Source organism: Dyella jiangningensis (assembly GCF_003264855.1).
Taxonomy (GTDB): domain Bacteria; phylum Pseudomonadota; class Gammaproteobacteria; order Xanthomonadales; family Rhodanobacteraceae; genus Dyella; species Dyella jiangningensis_C.
Map to the genome: position 1 here is coordinate 336,858 of NZ_NFZS01000001.1, position 17,334 is coordinate 354,191.

At 66.0% G+C, this 17,334-nt stretch carries 16 protein-coding genes and 1 riboswitch; of the genes, 2 read left to right on the top strand and 14 right to left on the bottom strand.

Features of this window, described 5'->3' with window-relative positions:
• Positions 1-5: 5 nt before the first annotated feature.
• Both CA260_RS01435 and CA260_RS01440 read right to left on the bottom strand, forming a co-directional pair.
• Positions 6-233: a hypothetical protein gene (locus CA260_RS01435; protein WP_111980689.1), complete on the bottom strand. Its 228-nt coding sequence runs from the start codon at positions 231-233 to the stop codon at positions 6-8.
• A gap of 10 nt (positions 234-243) precedes the next feature.
• Positions 244-2,733 carry a ribonucleoside-diphosphate reductase subunit alpha gene (locus tag CA260_RS01440; protein ID WP_111980690.1) on the bottom strand — a complete coding sequence of 830 codons (2,490 nt, stop codon included), beginning with the start codon at positions 2,731-2,733 and terminating at the stop codon, positions 244-246.
• 157 nt (positions 2,734-2,890) lie between these two features.
• A riboswitch (cobalamin riboswitch) is annotated at positions 2,891-3,104 on the bottom strand.
• Positions 3,105-3,327: 223 nt separating this feature from the next.
• On the opposite strand from CA260_RS01440, the gene CA260_RS01445 reads away from it, so the two are divergent.
• On the top strand, positions 3,328-4,572 hold the full coding sequence (locus CA260_RS01445; RefSeq protein WP_111980691.1) for a cation:proton antiporter: 1,245 nt from the start codon (positions 3,328-3,330) through the stop codon (positions 4,570-4,572).
• A gap of 3 nt (positions 4,573-4,575) precedes the next feature.
• Here CA260_RS01445 and CA260_RS01450 read toward each other — a convergent pair whose 3' ends face one another.
• The 9 genes from CA260_RS01450 to CA260_RS01490 all read right to left on the bottom strand — a co-directional run bounded on the left by CA260_RS01450 (position 4,576) and on the right by CA260_RS01490 (position 12,450).
• On the bottom strand, positions 4,576-5,337 hold the full coding sequence (locus tag CA260_RS01450) for an energy transducer TonB (protein WP_111980692.1): 762 nt from the start codon (positions 5,335-5,337) through the stop codon (positions 4,576-4,578).
• Between the two features lie 167 nt (positions 5,338-5,504).
• The gene (locus CA260_RS01455; protein ID WP_111980693.1) at positions 5,505-7,577 is read right to left on the bottom strand and encodes a M13 family metallopeptidase; all 2,073 of its coding nucleotides are present in this window, start codon (positions 7,575-7,577) and stop codon (positions 5,505-5,507) included.
• A gap of 134 nt (positions 7,578-7,711) precedes the next feature.
• On the bottom strand, positions 7,712-8,071 hold the full coding sequence (locus CA260_RS01460; RefSeq protein ID WP_111980694.1) for a hypothetical protein: 360 nt from the start codon (positions 8,069-8,071) through the stop codon (positions 7,712-7,714).
• 248 nt (positions 8,072-8,319) lie between these two features.
• Entirely contained in the window at positions 8,320-8,856 is a 537-nt protein-coding gene (locus CA260_RS01465) for an SRPBCC family protein (RefSeq protein ID WP_172461692.1), read from the bottom strand.
• Between the two features lie 35 nt (positions 8,857-8,891).
• Entirely contained in the window at positions 8,892-9,554 is a 663-nt protein-coding gene (locus CA260_RS01470; protein WP_111980695.1) for a glutathione S-transferase family protein, read from the bottom strand.
• A 21-nt stretch (positions 9,555-9,575) separates the two neighbouring features.
• Complete coding sequence (locus tag CA260_RS01475) at positions 9,576-10,217, bottom strand: YceI family protein (RefSeq protein ID WP_111980696.1); 642 nt, start codon at positions 10,215-10,217, stop codon at positions 9,576-9,578.
• Positions 10,218-10,355: 138 nt separating this feature from the next.
• Positions 10,356-10,688 carry a DHCW motif cupin fold protein gene (locus tag CA260_RS01480; RefSeq protein ID WP_111980697.1) on the bottom strand — a complete coding sequence of 111 codons (333 nt, stop codon included), beginning with the start codon at positions 10,686-10,688 and terminating at the stop codon, positions 10,356-10,358.
• A gap of 27 nt (positions 10,689-10,715) precedes the next feature.
• Complete coding sequence (locus tag CA260_RS01485; protein WP_111980698.1) at positions 10,716-11,699, bottom strand: NAD-dependent epimerase/dehydratase family protein; 984 nt, start codon at positions 11,697-11,699, stop codon at positions 10,716-10,718.
• 67 nt (positions 11,700-11,766) lie between these two features.
• Positions 11,767-12,450, bottom strand: coding sequence for a flavin reductase family protein (locus CA260_RS01490; protein WP_338065707.1), 684 nt, complete (start codon positions 12,448-12,450; stop codon positions 11,767-11,769).
• 38 nt (positions 12,451-12,488) lie between these two features.
• Between CA260_RS01490 and CA260_RS01495 the strand changes: the two genes are divergently transcribed.
• A complete protein-coding gene (locus tag CA260_RS01495; protein ID WP_111980699.1) occupies positions 12,489-13,190 on the top strand; it encodes an ArsR/SmtB family transcription factor in 702 nt (233 codons plus the stop codon).
• Between the two features lie 5 nt (positions 13,191-13,195).
• Here CA260_RS01495 and CA260_RS01500 read toward each other — a convergent pair whose 3' ends face one another.
• The 3 genes from CA260_RS01500 to CA260_RS01510 all read right to left on the bottom strand — a co-directional run bounded on the left by CA260_RS01500 (position 13,196) and on the right by CA260_RS01510 (position 17,320).
• Positions 13,196-14,827, bottom strand: a complete 1,632-nt coding sequence (locus CA260_RS01500; RefSeq protein WP_111980700.1) for an ATP-dependent Clp protease proteolytic subunit — start codon at positions 14,825-14,827, stop codon at positions 13,196-13,198.
• An 83-nt stretch (positions 14,828-14,910) separates the two neighbouring features.
• Entirely contained in the window at positions 14,911-15,810 is a 900-nt protein-coding gene (locus tag CA260_RS01505; RefSeq protein ID WP_111980701.1) for a DUF2167 domain-containing protein, read from the bottom strand.
• Positions 15,811-15,937: 127 nt separating this feature from the next.
• Positions 15,938-17,320 carry a M20/M25/M40 family metallo-hydrolase gene (locus CA260_RS01510; protein ID WP_111980702.1) on the bottom strand — a complete coding sequence of 461 codons (1,383 nt, stop codon included), beginning with the start codon at positions 17,318-17,320 and terminating at the stop codon, positions 15,938-15,940.
• Positions 17,321-17,334 lie beyond the last annotated feature (14 nt).

The following is a 17,334-nucleotide window of genomic DNA, read 5'->3' on the forward strand; positions in this document are numbered from 1 at the left end:
GACGCTCAATCGAGCTTGCGCGCGTAGCGGTCGCGCACGAAGCGACTGATATAGGTGGAAAGACCAAGACCAGCGGCAGCGAGTTGTTGCATGTTGCGCACGTGCATGCGCCCGGTCTTGGCGTCGGTGTATTCGTAAGTGCCATCGTTCACGAAGCGCACCCGGATGAAGCCGTCGCCAGCTTCGTAGCTGGCGACGCCGGATTTCCCGCTGCGGTTGCGGTAGCGCTTCATGGCACGACGATTACTGGCAGGCCTCGCAGTATTCCGGATTCTCCAGCGAACAGAACACCGCGGCGGTGGCCTGTTCCTGGTCGGCGGCCGGTACCGGTTTCGCGGTCGGAGCAGCGGACACCGTGGTCTTGGCGATCCTGGTGGCCGGGCGAGAACGCAGGTAATACGTGGTCTTGATGCCGGATTTCCACGCGTACATGTACATCGAGCTCAGCTGGCCGATGTTCGGATTTTCCATGAACAGGTTCAGCGACTGGCTCTGGTCGATGTACGCACCGCGTGCGGCGCCGAGATCGATCAAGGCCTTCTGCGGCAGTTCCCACACGGTGCGATAGATGCTGCGCAGGCGCTCCGGAATCGCCGTGATGCCCTGGATCGAACCTTCCGCCAGCTTGATCGCGTCGCGGATCTCCGCCGTCCACAGACCCAGCGTCTTCAGCTCCTCCACCAGGTAGCGGTTGACCACCAGGAAGTCGCCTGACAGCGTTTCGCGCTTGAACAGGTTGCTCACCTGCGGTTCGATGCACTCGTAGCAGCCGGCGATCGAGGCGATGGTCGCGGTCGGCGCAATGGCGATCAGCAGCGAGTTGCGCAGGCCCTTGGCCTTGATCGATTCGCGCAGCGCGTCCCAGCGGGCCGGGTCGTTCGGCTTGGCGTTCGGCCAGTAGTCGAACTGCAGCTCGCCGTTGGCGGCGCGGCTTTCGGCAAAGCCCGGGTGCGGGCCGTGTTCCATCGCCAGTTCGTTCGACTGCGACAGCGCGTTGAAGTAGATCTCCTCGGCGATGCGCGTCGACAGCGCCAGCGCTTCGGCCGAATCGAACGGCAGGCGCAGCTTGAAGAACACGTCCTGCAGGCCCATCACGCCCAGGCCCACCGGACGCCACTTGTGGTTGGCGACCTTCGCGGTGTCGATCGGATAGAAGTTGAGATCGATCACGCGATCGAGCTGGCGAACGGCGGTACGCACCGTGGCGGCGAGCTTGTCGAAATCGAAGCGGCCGTCCACCACGTGGCGCGACAGGTTCACCGAGCCCAGGTTGCACACCGCCGTTTCCTGGGCGTTGGTGACTTCCAGGATCTCGGTGCACAGGTTCGACAGATGGATGACGTTTTCCGCCTTCGCGGTCTGGTTGCTGGTGGCGTTGCTGCGATCCTTGAAGGTCATCCAGCCGTTGCCGGTCTGCGCCAGCGTGCGCAGCATGCGCGCATACAGCTCGCGCGCCTTCACCTTCTTCACCGCAAGACCGGCAGCTTCCGCGTCGCGATACGCCTTGTCGAACGTCTCGCCCCAGCTGTCCACGAAGTGCGGCACCACCTTGGGATCGAACAGCGACCACTCGCCGTCCGTTTCCACGCGGCGCATGAATTCGTCGGGAATCCAGTTGGCGAGGTTGAGGTTGTGCGTGCGACGTGCGTCGTCACCGGTGTTGTCGCGCAGCTCAAGGAATTCCTCGATGTCGCCGTGCCACGGCTCCAGGTATACGCAGGCCGCGCCCTTGCGCTTGCCGCCCTGGTTCACGGCGGCGACCGAGGCGTCCAGCGTCTTCAGCCACGGCACCAGGCCGTTGGAGTGGCCGTTGGTGCCCTTGATCAGCGAACCGCGCGAACGCACGCGCGAATAGGCCAGGCCGATGCCGCCGGCGAACTTGCTGAGCTTGGCGACGTCGCCGTACTTTTCGTAGATCGATTCCAGCGAATCGGCCGGCGAGTCGAGCAGGAAGCACGAGCTCAACTGCTCGTGCGCGGTGCCCGAATTGAACAGCGTCGGCGAGCTGGCGATGTATTCCAGCGAGGACAGCAGGCGATACAGCTCCAGCGTCTCGCCGATCTCGTTGCCGCCCAGCGCGCAGGCGATGCGCATGAAGAAGTGCTGCGGCGTCTCGATCACCAAGCGCCGCTGCGGATGGCGCAGCAGGTAGCGGTCGTACACCGTGCGCAGGCCGAAGTATTCGAAGCGGCGCGTGGCCAGCGGATCGATCGCGTCGTTGAGCTTGCGCGCGTTGGCCGAGACGAAATCGCGCAGGCGGTCGTTGACGATGCCCAGTTCCGCGCCGCGCGCGATCGACTGCGAGAAGCTCTGGATCTCCTGGCCGCTCACTTCCTTGTCGATGTATGCGCCCAGCAGGCGCGCGGCGAGCTGGCCGTATTCGGGTTCTTCCGCGGTGAGCGCGGCGGCGGTGCGGATGGACAGCTCGTCCAGTTCCTGCGTGGTGGCGCCGTCGTACAGGCCGCCGATGGTCTTGAGCGCCACGCGCAGCGGATCGACCGCATGCAGGCCTTCGCTGCTGCGGGTCACGGCGCGGACGATCTTGTTCACGTCCACCGTTTCCTGGCGGCCGTTGCGCTTGGTCACGCGCATCTGGCCCGGGTTGTGCGGTGGGGTCAGCGCGAACGGGGTATCCGTGCGCGGTGCCTCGGCCACGACGCTGTCAGTGGGGAAAGCGGGGGCGTCGGCGCGCTCGTCTTCACGTTCGCGGCCGGTGGTATCGATAGGTTGCATGGCGACTTCGCTCCAAGCTTGGTCAATCAACCGCCTGCTCCCGCGCGCAGGGCTGAAAGGAAAGGAGCAGTGGAACTTCACGGACGGCCGAGCGGCAGGGCAGCGCCCCGCGCATCGACGCGCTTCCCCGCGGAAGCCGCCACTACTCACCGTGGTGCATTGGCCACGGCTGTCGGCAGGTCTTCGGACTCACGGACGAGGGTCTTGCGACCCGGCCTACTCGCTCCCGCTTCCCAGCCGCTGAGGGCCAGTGCGTTGTTGGCTTTCGTTTCCGTTTACCGCTGCGGGGCAGTCCCGGATTTCCACCGGATTCCCTATTAAGCCAGTCCGACATCAAGTCTGAGAGTGGCACCGACGGGGCACAACATATCGGGCCGACAGGGGCGGGTCAACCCAATAACTTGTGGATGGGGCGTGGATAACTGGAAAAAGACGAGGCGGCCGCGCGGCTTATCGCACGCAAGGAATGTTGGGCAGGCGCTGCGCGGAACGGATGGGCCCGATGGCCCGGCGGTCATGCCCGGGGGCGGCGTTGCGGCAGGTTTCGCCGCCGGGCAAGCTGCCTGCTCGTCTTGCGGGGGAAGGGATGGGTCGATGGGGCATCCGCTGTTGCTCGTCCAATTGCTGGTGATCATCGTGGCTTCGCGGTTGATGGCCTGGCTGCTGCGCTGGCTGGGCCAACCGGCCGTCGTGGGAGAGATGCTGGCGGGGCTGGCGCTGGGTCCACTGTTGTTCGGGGCGCTGGCGCCGTCGTGGCAGGCGAGCCTGTTTCCTGCTGATAGCCTCGTCGCCCTGCAGAGCCTGAGCACGCTGGGCCTGGTGTTGTTCATGACGGTCATCGGCGCCGAGCTGCGCGTGCCGACGGGCAGCCGCCTGCTGCGGCCGGCGATGTGGATCGGCGGACTGGCCTTCGTGCTGCCGGCCTTGCTCGCCCTCGGGGTTTCACCCTGGCTGTTCCGCGGCTACGCACCTGCCGGCATGGCGTACGGGCCGTTTGCGATGTTCATCGCCACGGCGTGTGCGATCACGGCGCTGCCGGTGATGGCGCGCATCGTGAAGCAGCGTGGACTCTCCGACAGTCTTCCCGGCCGCCTGGGCATTGCCGCTGCCGCCGTGGTCGACGTGCTGGCCTGGGTGGCGCTGGCCCTGGTGGTGGCGTTGATCAGCGCGCACGGTGACTGGCTGCCGTTCTGGCGGACCGTCGGCGGGCTGGTGCTGCTGCTGGGCGCGGCCTGGTTGGTGTTGCGCCCGTCATGCGCGTGGCTGCTCGCGCGGCATGCGCCCGACGGTCATGCGAATGGCGTGGTGCTCGCGTTCCTGCCGGCCGGCGCGATCGGTTGCGCGGCGATCACCGAATGGCTGGGCCTGCATGCCGTGTTCGGCGCATTCCTGTTCGGCTTGTGCCTGCCACGCGACGACCGGCTGTTGCAGGGCCTGATCGAACGCGTGGAGCACGTCACCCTCGCGACGCTGGTGCCGGTGTTCTTCGTACTCGCGGGGCTGAGCACCACCGCGCAGCTGTTGAACGCGGATGCCGGCCTCGCGCTGGCACTCGTGCTCGCCGTGTCGATCCTCGGCAAGCTCATCGGCGGTACGGCCGGTGCGCGCATCTCAGGTCAAGGCTGGCGCGACAGCCTCGCGATCGGCTCGCTGATGAACGCGCGCGGCATGATGGAACTCATCGTCATCAAGGTCGGCCTCGACGCCGGCGTGATCACGCCGGCGATGTTCACCATCCTGCTGGTGATGGCGATCGTCACTACGATGATGACGACGCCGATGGTGGTGGGCTTGCTTGGTCGCGAGCGCATCTCCGATGCACTCACGGACCATCGGTGATCTCTAGCCTTCGCCCAGCGGCGTAAGCAGACGTACTTCGCCGATCAGCGGCTGCACCCGATCGTCCGCAACGGTATCGACCGCACCCGGCATCGCCGCATCGGTGGAGGCCCAGGGAGCTGCCTGCCTCTCGCCCGGCAAATAGACTTCCCATTGGCCATAAGGCGGGTCCATGGAGCCCGGGCGGATGCCTTGGAAGATCTTGTATTTGATGGGCACGCGGACCAGCCAATAAGGATCGTTCGCATGTTCGCCGCGGCTCGGGACCTGCCAGGTCCACCCACGCGCCGTGGTGAGCGCCGAGCTGGCGAAGAGCTTGCGCAGGCGCTCGCGTTCGGACGGGTCGGTGTAAGTGAGCAGATTGACCTGTTCGGCCATGGCATCAGCGACTTTGCCATCGCGACTCACCTTTACCATCAGGTACACAGCGGCGGACACGCGCTGATCGATCGCTTTGCGCGGATAGACCGGGCTGGTGCGATTGAGCGGCTGCAGGTCTTCTTCCGGAGCCCCGGCGTTCTTGCCGAAACTGGCGCCAGCAATGCGCACGGTCGCGCGATCCTTGTCGATCGCGCGCGCAACGATACGCAGGCTCATGGACTCTCTCAGAGGTGCCTCAGCGGGCTTGGCAAGCGTGAATTTCCAAGTCGGCACGCTGCGCTGGACGACCGCACCCACTTCAGGCGGCAACTTCTCGGCATGATCGAGCGCATAACTCTCCACGCTACCGTCGGCCTTGATGGTCATGGTTCCGGTGACCAGCATGCTGGCTTCCGCCTGCCCAACAGTGTCCGCCGCATACGCGTGGCAGCCTGTGGACACGATGCATGCGGCGACGAACGCGCGTATTCCCTGTTTCATGACGTCCTCCCTGAGATGTCGGCAGAGTGTAGCGATGGGCACGCCGGCCCGCGACCGGCGTGCCCATGGTGTCACCAGATGCGTACGCGTTCTTGCGGAGACAGATAGAGTTTCTGGCCCTGTTCCACCCCAAACGCCTGATACCACGCATCCATATTGCGCACCGGTCCGTTCACGCGGAACTTGCGTGGCGAGTGGGGATCGCTGGTGACCTGGCGGCGGATGGCGTCGTCGGTGAGCTTGCCACGCCATGCCTGTGCCCAGCCGAGGAAGACGCGCTGGTCGCCGGTGAGGCCGTCGATCACCGGTGCTGGCTTGCCGTGCAGCGAGGCGTGATAGGCATCGAGGGCCAACGTGAGGCCGCCGAGATCGGCGATGTTTTCGCCCATGGTGAGGTTGCCGTTGATGTGCACGCCCGTCAGTGGCTGGAAGGCGTCGTATTGCGCGCCGAGCTTCTTCGCACGCTCGTCGAAGGCCTTGGCATCGTCGGCGGTCCACCAGTCGCGCAGGTTGCCGTCGGCATCGATCTTGCGGCCCTGGTCGTCGAAGCCGTGCGTGAGCTCATGACCGATCACGCCGCCGATGGCGCCGTAGTTGATGGCCGGATCAGCGTTCGGGTCGAAGATCGGCGGCTGCAGGATGGCCGCGGGAAACACGATGTCGCGCAGCGAACCGTTGTAGGCGTCGTTGGTTTGCGGCGTCATCGACCAGTCGCTGCGATCCACCGCGCCGTTGAATCGGTTCACGTAGAACGTCCAGTCCGCCTTGGCGGCGTGCAGCACGTTGCCCACCAGGTCGTCGCTGCTCGTGCTCACGTTCGCATAGTCACGCGGATGGTCCGGGTAACCGACCTTGATGGTGTAGGTGTCGAGCTTGCGCAGTGCTTCCTCGCGCGTCTTGGGCCCCATCCAGTCGAGTTTCTCGATGCGGACGCGGTAAGCCGCCTTGAGGTTGGTCACTAGTTCTTCGATCTTCGCCTTGGACGACGCCGGGAAATACTTGGCCGTGTAGAGCTCGCCCACGCCCCAGCCGAGATTGCCGAAGCACGAGAGGCGGTCGCCCACGCCGCAATCGCCGCCGGACACGGCATGCACCGCGCGCTTCCAGCGCACTTCCTGTTGCTGTTGTCCCGACAGCGTTTTGTCATGCATCTCGAAGTACGCGTCCTGGAACGGCTTGGAGAGGTAATAGGCAGCGTTGTCCGCGATGCGCGCGGCCTGCCAGGCCTGGATGGTGGCGACCGGTGTCTTCGCATAGACCGCGGTGAGCTTCGGGAATGCGGTCTTCTCCGCCACCACGATGTGCTTGAGATCGCCGAGCTGTGCCGACGCGAGGTAGTCGTGCCACGCAAAACCGGGTGCCAGTTTCTGCAGGTCCTCCACGCTCATCGGGTTGTACATGGCGACAGGATCGCGCTGCGCGACCTTGTCCCAGCTGGCCTCGGCAATGGCGGTTTCGAAGGCCACCACGCCCTTGGCGGCGGCATCGGGTTGCGGCCATCCCGCCAGCGTCAGCAGCTTGGCGACGTAGGCCTGGTAGGCCGCTTTTTCCTTGGCGAATTCAGGCTTGAGGTAGTAGTCGCGGTCGGGCAGGCCCAGGCCCGCCTGCGTGACATAAACCGCGTAGCGCGAGTTGTCCTTCAGGTCCACATCGAACACGAGGTTGAACAGCGCACCGTCGAAATCGGTGTTGGTGCGCCCCATCAACGCGGCCTGCGCCTCGCGCGTGGTGGCCTTGCGCACGGCGTCGAGCTGCGGCGCGATGGGCTTGGCGCCGAGCGCATCGATATGCGCTTCATCCATGAACGACTGGTAGAAGGCGCCGACCTTGCCTTCGAGCGTGCCCGACGACGCGTGGCTTTGCGCCGCGGCTTCCATCAGCCCGTGCAGGCGCTGCTCGGTGAGGTCGGTCATTGCCAGTCGCAGGCTGACGGCAGGCTTGTCGGGCGGGATGGGCGTGTGGTCCAGCCAGGTGCCGTTGGCGTAACGGAAGAAGTCATCGCCCGGTTTCGTCGCGGTGTCGGTACCGGCCCGATCGAAACCCCACGTGCCGTACTGCGGCTTGGCTGTCGCCGTGTCGGCGGCATGGGCCGCGCCGAACACCAACGCACTCACGCAAGCGACCGCCAGGATCCTGCTGACCATAAGCCCTCCACCGTGTTTGAGGTGAGGGGGATGCTCGCACGGTGGCGGGTCGTTGCCAGTGCTGGAAGTTGTATTTCCGGCCCAGGCACAACGGCCCGGATGTACCGGGCCGTTGCGGTCGTCGGGTTCGAGGCTCAGCCGGCGTCGCGCTGCTTGTGGATGCGCTTGCTGTCCTTGTTCAGCGACTTGTTGAGGTTCTTCTGTTCCTGCCTGGTGAGGTGGCCGCCATGCTCGGCTTCATCGCGGCTCTCGCGGGCGGCGATGTTGGCGTCCTGCTTCTCGTCGCGAGTGGCCTGCCTGGCGTTGAGCTGGCCGTCGGCGACGCCGGCCTGCACGCGGTCCTGCTGGTTTTCCAGGCGCTGGTTCACTTCGTTCACGCGCGGGTGGCCGGGGATATTCTCCGGCGAGGTGGATTGCGCCATGGCGCCGGCGCTCGCGCACGCAGCGACCAGGGTGATGGCGATCAGGCTGAAACGCGACGTCGTCTTCTTCATGGCGGGTGATCCCTTGGGTCGGTGGGTGATCGGCTGCGGCGCAACGCTCATGCATCGTCGCTACGGCTTCTCTTCGGTGTTGCCCCTGCGAGCCACAGCGGGCTCGGTGCGGAGAACGAGGGATCACGACCGCCGTTGACGGCATTGACGAATGCCCGCGCGACTCCATTCAGCTGCGGGCAGACCGGATCGCCAAGCCGCACGGCCTATCGTCAGTCAGGCGAAAGCCGCGCGGTGAAGAACGGCGTTCACGCGGTGGCGCGGTCTTCGGAAAGGCTGCGCAGATGACCCAGGCCTTGCTCGAAATCCTTGCCGACCAGCTTGTCCATGTTGAACACCAGACCCATCAGCTTGTGGATGAAGCTGGAGCAGCCATGCATGGCCCAGGTCACCTGCGTGCCTTCGCCGCGCGGCTCGAGCACGAACTCCGCGGTGTTGGTGGCCTTGAACGGCGCGAAGAATTCCAGCCTGATTTCGATGCGCGAGGACGGCACGGACTCGGTGATCTGCATGCGCCCGCTGCCGATGTCCTTGTTGCCGTTCCAGCCGTAGATCGCGCCTTCGCCGGCCTTGGGCCCTTCGTAACTGCGCTCCATGGCGGGGTCCTTGCGCTCATAGGGCGACCATGCCTGCCAGCGATGGAAATCATTGATCAGGGGAAAGATGCGTTCCGGTGATGCCTGGATGGTGGCGGAACGTTCGACGCGGAACTGGTCCGGACGCGTGGCGGCCACACCGACCAGGGCGGCGATGGCGAGCAGGACGATGACGAGTACGGTAAGCATGATCAGACTCCTTGACAGTGGGGAAGCCGAACGCGTCATGCGTCGGCTTGTTCCTTGGGCACCATGTGCATGTAGGGTTGGGCTTCGCGCAGCACGCGGGCGAACGACGGCCGTTGCATCAGTCGCAGCAGATAGGCGGCCGTATGCGGATGGGCGTCTTCCAGCGGGATCACCAGATTGGCGTAGAACAGCGCCGGCGACGCCGCGCAATCGGCCATGGTGTAGCTGTCGCCAACGGCCCAGGTGCGGTGGGCCATGTCCTTCTCCAGCACGTCATACGCCGCAAGAAGCTTGTCGCGCGCGGCGCTTACGCCGTAGTGGTCGTGCGCACCGGCAGGACGCAGGCGATCGGTGACCACCTTCTGCATCATCTCGTTGACATACAGGTCGAAGAAGCGATCGCGCAGGCGGACTTCGCGTGCGAGATCGGCGTCTTCCGGAACCAGCGATACCTTGCCGGGATAGTGCTGCGCGAGGTACTCGATGATGATGGTGGATTCGGGCACCAGGCAATCGCGGGCGTCGTCGCGAAGCAGCGGAAAGCGACCCATCGGCCACAGCGCGTAGAACGCGTCGCGCGCCTCCGGGTCAGCGAGATCGACCAGGTGCGCGGTGAACGGCGTGTCGTTCTCGTACAGCGCGATCAGCGCCTTGTGGCAGAACGAGGCGAGCGGATGCATGTAGAGCGTGAGTGACATGATGGACCTCGTGCCTGCGGATCAGCGTTGCGGTTGCACCAGCGCGACCTTGTCCTTCGCCGTCGCGTCGTCGATCAATGCCTCGACCTGGATGCGCAGCACCACGTCCATCTTGAAGCCATAGGCCTTGCCGCTGTCCATGCCGAAGTCGTCGCGCTTGAACGTGGCGTAGGCGTCGGCGCCGCAGAACTCGCGCTTGAACATCGGGTGCGGCATGCACTTGAACGAGTTGATGGTGAGTTCGAGCGGACGCGTGACGCCATGCAGGGTCAGTTCGCCGGACACCTTGGTGGGTGCGCCGTTGACGAAACCGGTGAGCTTGCCCTTGTACGTGGCCTTGGGATATTTCGCGACGTCGAACAGCTCCGGTCCGCGCGCGGCTTCGTTCATCTTGTCCAGCCCGAAGTCCGCGCTGGACGTATCCACGGTGATATCCACGCTGCCGGTGCCGGCGGTCTTGTCCAGCGTGATCCTGCCCTGGGTCTTGTCGAACTTGCCGCGCCACGTCGACAGGCCACCGAAGTGGTCAGCCTCGAAGCTGGGATAGGTGTGCATCGGGTCGATGGTGTAGGTGGCCGGGCCGGCATGCACCGGTCCAAGGGCGGAGGCCATGGCCAGCGTGGCGAGTGCGGCGTGCCGGGTGAAAGGGGGCAAAGCGGTCATCGTCGGCTCCTGAACAGTGGGTTTCGCGGGCCGTTCCGGCCGCGCTCATCTGAATGACGAACGGGCCGGGGCGATTTCGACATCGATGTATCCGGTGGCGTGCCGGGTGCGGCATGGCCCTTCAGCAGGCCGCGGACGTCAGTCGACGATGAAGAGCCGGGCACCGGTGGGCGTGTAGGAGCGATGCGCGGCATCGCCGAAGTCGGACACCTGGTAGCTCATGCCCGGGGTGAGCACGAAGCGTCGGCCGTCCTTCAGTTCCGAATGCAGCTCGCCTTCCAGCACGTAGAGTACGTGGCCGCGATCGCACCAGTGATCGGCCAGGTAGCCGGGGCTGTATTCCACCAGGCGCACGCGCAGGTCGCCGACGGTGAAGCTGCGCCAGAGCGCTTCGCCGGTTTCGCCCGGGTGTTGCGTGGGCGACAGCTGGTCCCAGTTCGTCACGGTGAACGGCAGCGCGGGAATCTTCATCGAAGCGTCCTTGATGCGGTGAAGCGGTTACTCGACGGGGTAGGGGCCTTCGGCGAAGACTTCGGCGTGATAACCCTTGGCGCCGACGAGCCGCGCCATCGGGCTGCGGAAGTCTTCGCCGTTCTGCAGGCGTTCGATCAGGCTGCTGAAGTCGTAACGCGGCTGCCAGCCGAGTTCCTCGCGCGCCCGGGCGTTCACGTAGACGCGATCGATGCCCGGCGCCATCTTCCAGCCCAGCCGCGCATAGAGCGCTGCATACGCGGGTACGCGCCGCTGCACGACCAGCGGCGCACTGGCGCGCAGCGCGACCATGTCCTCCGGTTGCAGCGGCGAGGTGGCGCTGATGATGTAGCGGCGGAAGCCCAGCGTGGTGGCGTGCCGCGCCGCCAGCAGGTGCGCGCTCACCACGTCTTCGATATCCACGCGCCGATGCAGGTATTCGTTCACCTTGAGGTTGTCGTCGGCGTAGCTCGCGCGCGCGTTGCGATCGTCGTCCTCTTCGGGAAAGAAGCGCGAGGTGCGCAACACCATGCACGCCAGGCCCTGGTTGCGCTGGAACAACTGGCACAGGTCTTCCGCCGCCGCCTTGGTCACGCCATAGATGTTCTTCGGTATCGGTGCGACGTCTTCGGTGATCCACGCGGCCGGCTCGCCTGCCGGCGGCACCAGCGCATCGCCGAACACGCTGGTGGTGCTGGTGTAGACGAAGGACTCGACGCCGGCGCTCACCGACTCTTCCAGCAGGTTGAGCGTGCCGGTGAGGTTCACGTCGATGAAATCCTGCCGGCTGTGCGTGGCCACGTGCGGCTTGTGCAGCGTGGCCGGATGGAACACGTGGCGCACGCCTGCCATGCAACGCTTCACCGTCGCGCGATGGGCGACGGAGCCGAGCCGGGTGGTGAGTGGTCCCTCGACGATATCCAGGCCGATCACCTCATGGCCCAGGTCGCGCAGCGTGCGCGCCAGTGCTTCACCGAGGTGGCCGGAACTACCTGTGACCAGGATACGCATGCGTGTGGTCCGCCGAGCAGGAAGACGACGATGCTAGCACCCGCCCGCCGCACGCGACATTCGCGCGTCAGACCTCCGCCTTGAACGTCTTGCCCAGCGCGTGGCCGCGGCCCACGTAGTGCCGGAAAAGGTAAAACAGGGGCTGGTAGCGCCGCGGATCGATGTGCTGCGTGCCAGGCACCACCACGTCGTCATGTGCGTGCACGTGCAGCACTTCCAGCTCGGCCATGACATAGCCGCCGGCACCATCGCGCCACGCGTCCAGCGGTCGCTGCACGGCGAGCAGCAGGCGCGCTTCCAGTTGCAGCGGGCATTCGGCGATGCGTGGCGCGTTCACCGTCGACGACGGCGCCGTGTGCAGGCCCGCCACGGCGAACTTGTCCGCTTCGTGGCGATAGCCCACGGCGCGTTTCCATGCAGGCACCGGATCGCAGCCGGTGGTCGGCGCCAATCGTTCCACCGCCTCCTGTTGATCTTCGGCCGCGAGATTCAGCACGCACTCGCGCTCGCGTTGCAGGTTGGCCAGGCCCTGTCCGCCACCGGTGAGACCGATCACCACGCGATCGGCAAGCGCCCAGGCGGATGACATCGGTGTGATGTTGGTCGAGCCGTCCGGATTGCGCGTGGTGATGAGTACGACCGGCGTGCCGAAGTAGAGGATCGACGGATGGATGATGCGCGTGTCGGGTGTGCGGTAGCTGTCCATGCCGGCAGTGTGCAGCGCGGCACTCGTCGAGGTTTCGCTGCGCAACGAAATATCCGTGGACGGGCGGCGTTAGACTGCCAGGCATGGGCGATACCACGGCACCCAGTCGCTACCAGCTTGCGGAGATCGGCGCCTTGCTCGCCGAGCCTGCCCGCGCGGCCATGCTGCTGGCACTGATCGATGGCACCGCGCGTCCCGCGGGCGAGCTGGCGCAGGCCGCCGGCGTAGGCGCCGCCACGGCGAGCGCGCATCTCAAGCGTTTGCTCGAAGGCGGCCTGCTGGCCGTGCATGTGCAGGGCCGCCATCGCTATTACCGGCTGGCCGGCGAGGATGTGTCCGCCTTGCTCGAAGCGCTGGCGTTGCCACGCACGCGTCCGGCGCTGCCCGCGCCGGCGGGCGGCGATCGCGCACTGCGACTGGCGCGCACGTGCTATCGGCATCTCGCCGGGCGACTGGGCGTTGGACTATGCGATGCGATGCTGTCGAACGACTACCTGCACATGACCGGTGAAGGCCTGCGACTGCGCGAATCCGGCGCAGCGGCCCTGGTCTCCACCGGCTTGCAGCCATCGTCGGCGCAGGCCTTGTTGCCGCTGCAGGGTCGCAGTTGCCTCGACTGGACCGAGCGGCGCATGCACGTGGGCGGGCCGCTCGGCGTGTCGCTTACCGATGCCATGCTGGAGGCGGGTTGGCTGCGCCGTCGCCGCGGCAGCCGTGCACTGCAACCCAGCGATGATGGATTGCGGCGGCTGATGGCGCTTGGCGTGCGCATCGACGCCGGCTGACTCCATCACTGGAGCTGCGAGAACAGGCTGCGCAAGGCCATGTCGCTGCCCAGCGGCGGCAAGGCCAGCAGGCCGTCGAGCAAGGCAACCTGCTGCCGGCACGATTGCGCATGGAAGTCCGCGCCCGGGCGCAACGGTACCGATCTGGCGGCGGCGCTGCGTGCCTGCGACAGCTCGCGTGCCCCGAGCGACCAGTCCACCATGATGCTGCGCTTCGGATCGTTGTAGGCCAGAAGGTTCGCGTAGCTTTCGCCATTGGCCATGAAGATCGCGTCCGCCTGCTTGCCCGCATCGAAGCCGATGCCATCGAGGTAGCGCCCGCAGGCATCCGGCGACAGGCGTTGGCTGATCAACTGCAGCAGGTCGCGTCGCGCGGTGGCATAGGCACGCACGTGGTCCGCGGTGACCGTGCGCATCGCGGCGCGTCTTGCCTCGTGCAGCGCGGTCCACATCGAGGTGCCGTAGGCGCGATCGGTCTCGGCGTTCTCGGGCGTATCCAGCAGGCGCAGGTTGCGTCGGACCCAGGCGTCGTAGATGGGCGGCCATTGCTGGCGGATCAGCGCCATGGCATCACCGATGCGGCGGCTATGCGCGTGCATGTGCAGGCCATACAGGAACTGTTCCTGCCGCCACTGTTCGGCCGTCAGCACGTGACCGTCCATGCGCAGGCCGGTGATGATGTGATTGGCGAACAGCTCGTCGGCGCGGGGCGAATACACCTCGTCCCCCTGCTTGGCGAAGGCCAGGCGGATGAAATCCTGCGAGGCGCCCCGTTGGGTCAGCAGCGTCTTGTACTTCTCCTGCAGTTCGCCGACGTAAGCCTGCGAGGCGTGGCTGTCGATCATCGAGCGCATCTGGTGGAAACCGAACGACGAATGCGTCGATGCGATGCGCTGGCTGCCGCCGATGAAGGCGAGCGTGCAGGCGCTGGCGCAAAGATGGTCCACCTCCACCGTGATGTCGGGACGTGATGCGAGGAAGTCGTGCAACTGCATGCCGTTGTCCACGTCGCCACCCACGCTGTCGAGCACCAGGCGATGGATCGATGGATGGCTCTTGAAAGCATCGGCGACCGCATCGGCATAGTCGACGCCGATGGTGCCCTTGGCCAGGATCGCCTGGCCGTCCGCGTCAGGTGCGATCGTGTACCGGCTGAAGCGCCGCTGCTCCGAGGCACCGGCGGCAATCTTCTGCAGCGCCGCCCACTCGGTGGGCAGGCTGCCGATGGTGGCGAGGATGCCCAGCACCATCAGGATATTCACCACGATGGCCCAGCGGCTGCCGCTCAAAGCGGCCGCACGCAGCGTGCCGACCACCTGCCAGACCGACACGGCCAGTCGGGCCACGGCAAAGCTGGCCACCACGATGAGCAGGTGCGTAAGTGAGAGGTGCGCCTGGTTGAGCCAGGCCAGCAGCGCGGACTGCACCAGGTTCATGCCCAGACCCACCAGCACGCTGTTGCACCAGTACGACTGCGCCAGCGAAAGTTCGCCGTGCCAGTGCGCGAGCAGGTAGTTCGTGCGTGGCTGCTTGGGCAGCGGCGGCGGGTGCTGGCCCGGCAGGTCCAGGGGCAGCGTGCCGTCCCAGGTGGGCGGAATGCGGTCGGTGCGGCGATACGGCGAATCGGGAAGAGCCATCGGACTGCCCTCGAAGCGGTGACCGGAACGACTGCCTGCGTGGGACGTGGCAGCGCCGGCATGGCGCTGCCACGTTCGGTGCGTCAGGCCTGCTTGCGCTTGAACAGCTTGGCGAACACGCCACCGACGGCGGCGACGCCCAGCACGATGAACTTCTTGAATGCCAGCAACAGCACACCGAGCTTGGCGAACAAGCCGGCCTTCGCCGCGATGCCGCCCGCGACCAAGGCGGCGATGCCATAGGCGGCGGCCTTGTCGGTGGTCGGGTTGTAGTCGGTGTAGCGCTGGCCGGCGTCGAACTCGGCCATCTCCACCACTTGTGGCATGTCTGCGCGTACCTGGGCCAGCTCTTCAATGGGCGCTACCGCATTGAGCGAGAGATAGCCCTTGCGGCCCAGCACGCGGATAGCATAGTTGAGCGTGCGGCTTTCATGCGAGCCGTCGGACTTCTTGAACACGAGGTCCTGCGCCCAGTAGAGCTTGTGGCTGGCCGTGTCGTAATGCGGCGGCTCGGCCCAACCCATCAGTTCGATCGCCGGATAGCCTTCCTTGACCCGGTCTTCGTTGTCGTCCTTCGTGGCCTTCTGCATGTCTTTCAACATGTCGCTGTAGTCGATCTTGGCGGCATCCTCGTCGGTGACGTAGCCCTCGTCGACGAAGGTCACCACCACCGCCCAGTTCTTGTCTTCAAGCACGGCATGCGCGTCCGTGCTGGGCAGGATCATGCCCAGCACGTCGTGGTCGGGCGGGTTGTTCCACAGCTCGCTGAGCACGCGCTGCGCATCGGCCGCGGGCAGGAAGCTGTAGCCGTCGGCGATGTCGAGCGTGGCTTGCGCGCCCGGAAGGTTCACCTTGCCGGTGAGTGGGTGCAGTGTGGCGACGAACTGCTCGGCCGTCATCTGGCCGGATTCCTCGGCCCTGGCGGGCGAGGCGCACATCAAGGCAGCCAGCAGCAGCGCTGGCACGAGCGTCTTGCGAAGCATCGAGCATTCCCCCGGTATCGTCCATGGATACGCATCGACCGATGCGGCCGCGGCTCCCCCCATGGCGCAGCGGCCGCACGATCTTACGACGCGCGGCGCGCTGCGGCGATAACCGAGTCTAGTGCGCTCAGGGTGACTTGGGCGCAGGCGAGCGCTCGAAACTGCCGGCGTCGCCCGGGAACACCACCGGGCTTTCGTAACCCTCGGCCGAGACGGCGGAGACGCCGAAGAACCAGTCGTCGATCACCACGTCCTTGATCACGGCCTGGTCCACATCGCCCACCACGCGGCTGTACTGCCACTGCGGTGCGGTGGTGTCGCGCCAGTGCACCACGTAACCGGCGGCGCCCGGCACCTTCTTCCAGTGCACGGTGGAGTCGGTGGCGAGCGCGCCTTCGGTGATCACGCCGCTGGGCGGCGCAGGCGCGCGGCTCATCGCGGCCATGGTGACGGTGTTGAGTGCGGTGACGCGGGCGAGATAGCGGAAGTCGACGCCGTCGATGGTGTCGCCGTATTTGATGCCCTTCTCGGTGCGCAGATCCTGGTGCTGGCGCGTGTAATCCTCGTGGCCCTCGCTCACGCGCACGGCCGGATAACCGGCTTCGAGGAACGGCACCTGGTCGCCGCCGCGGCTGTAGCGGTCGGTGCGATAGACCATGTGCACGCGGAAGTCGGGCAGGTAGTCCGAGGCGATGCGTTCCATGTAGCGGGCGACGTTGCGCGAGGGCGAGTCCACCTCGCCGCCGTGATAGGCGCGGAACTTCGCCTGTTCGGGCGTCTCGTTGCTCTTGGTGCCTTCGGAGAACACGCGCACCGTGAGGTTGTCGCGTACGCCGTTCTGGCCCTGGCTGTTGCCCACGATGTCGTTGTTGAGATCGGCCTGCACCTGCCAGCCCTGCGCGACGGCGTAATCGGCCAGCACCTTGCCGCCGTACAGGCCTTGCTCCTCACCCGACAGCGCGGCGAACACCAAGGTGGCGTCGTTGTCCTGCCTGGAAAGGATGCGCGCCGCTTCCATCAGCGCGGCGACGCCCGAGGCGTCGTCGTTGGCGCCCGGCGCATCGCTGGTGGAATTCATCACGTCGGTGACGCGCGAATCGAGGTGGCCGGTCATCACGATCACGCGCTTGGGATCGGTCTTGCCGCGCTTGATCGCCACCACGTCCATCACTTCGGTCGGCTGCGGAATACGCTTGCCGGTGAACGCCTGCGAGGGCGTGACGACCTCGATGCAGCCGCCGCATTCCTTGGCGATCTGCTCGAAGCGCGACTTCACCCAGCGCCGTGCGGCGCCGATCCCGCGCTTGTCCGACTTGGTGTCCGACAGCGTATGGCGCGTACCAAAGCCGACCAGCTCCTCGATGGTCGCGTGCAGCTCCGTTTCGCTGGGCTGCGTGGACAGCGCCAGCAGCGACGGTTGAAATCGCGGCTGTACCGGTGCCTCGTCGGCAAAGGCGGTGGACACGGCGAGGCTGAGTGCCAGCGGGAGCAGCAAGGGAGCGAGGCGCATCGGATTCTCCGGTA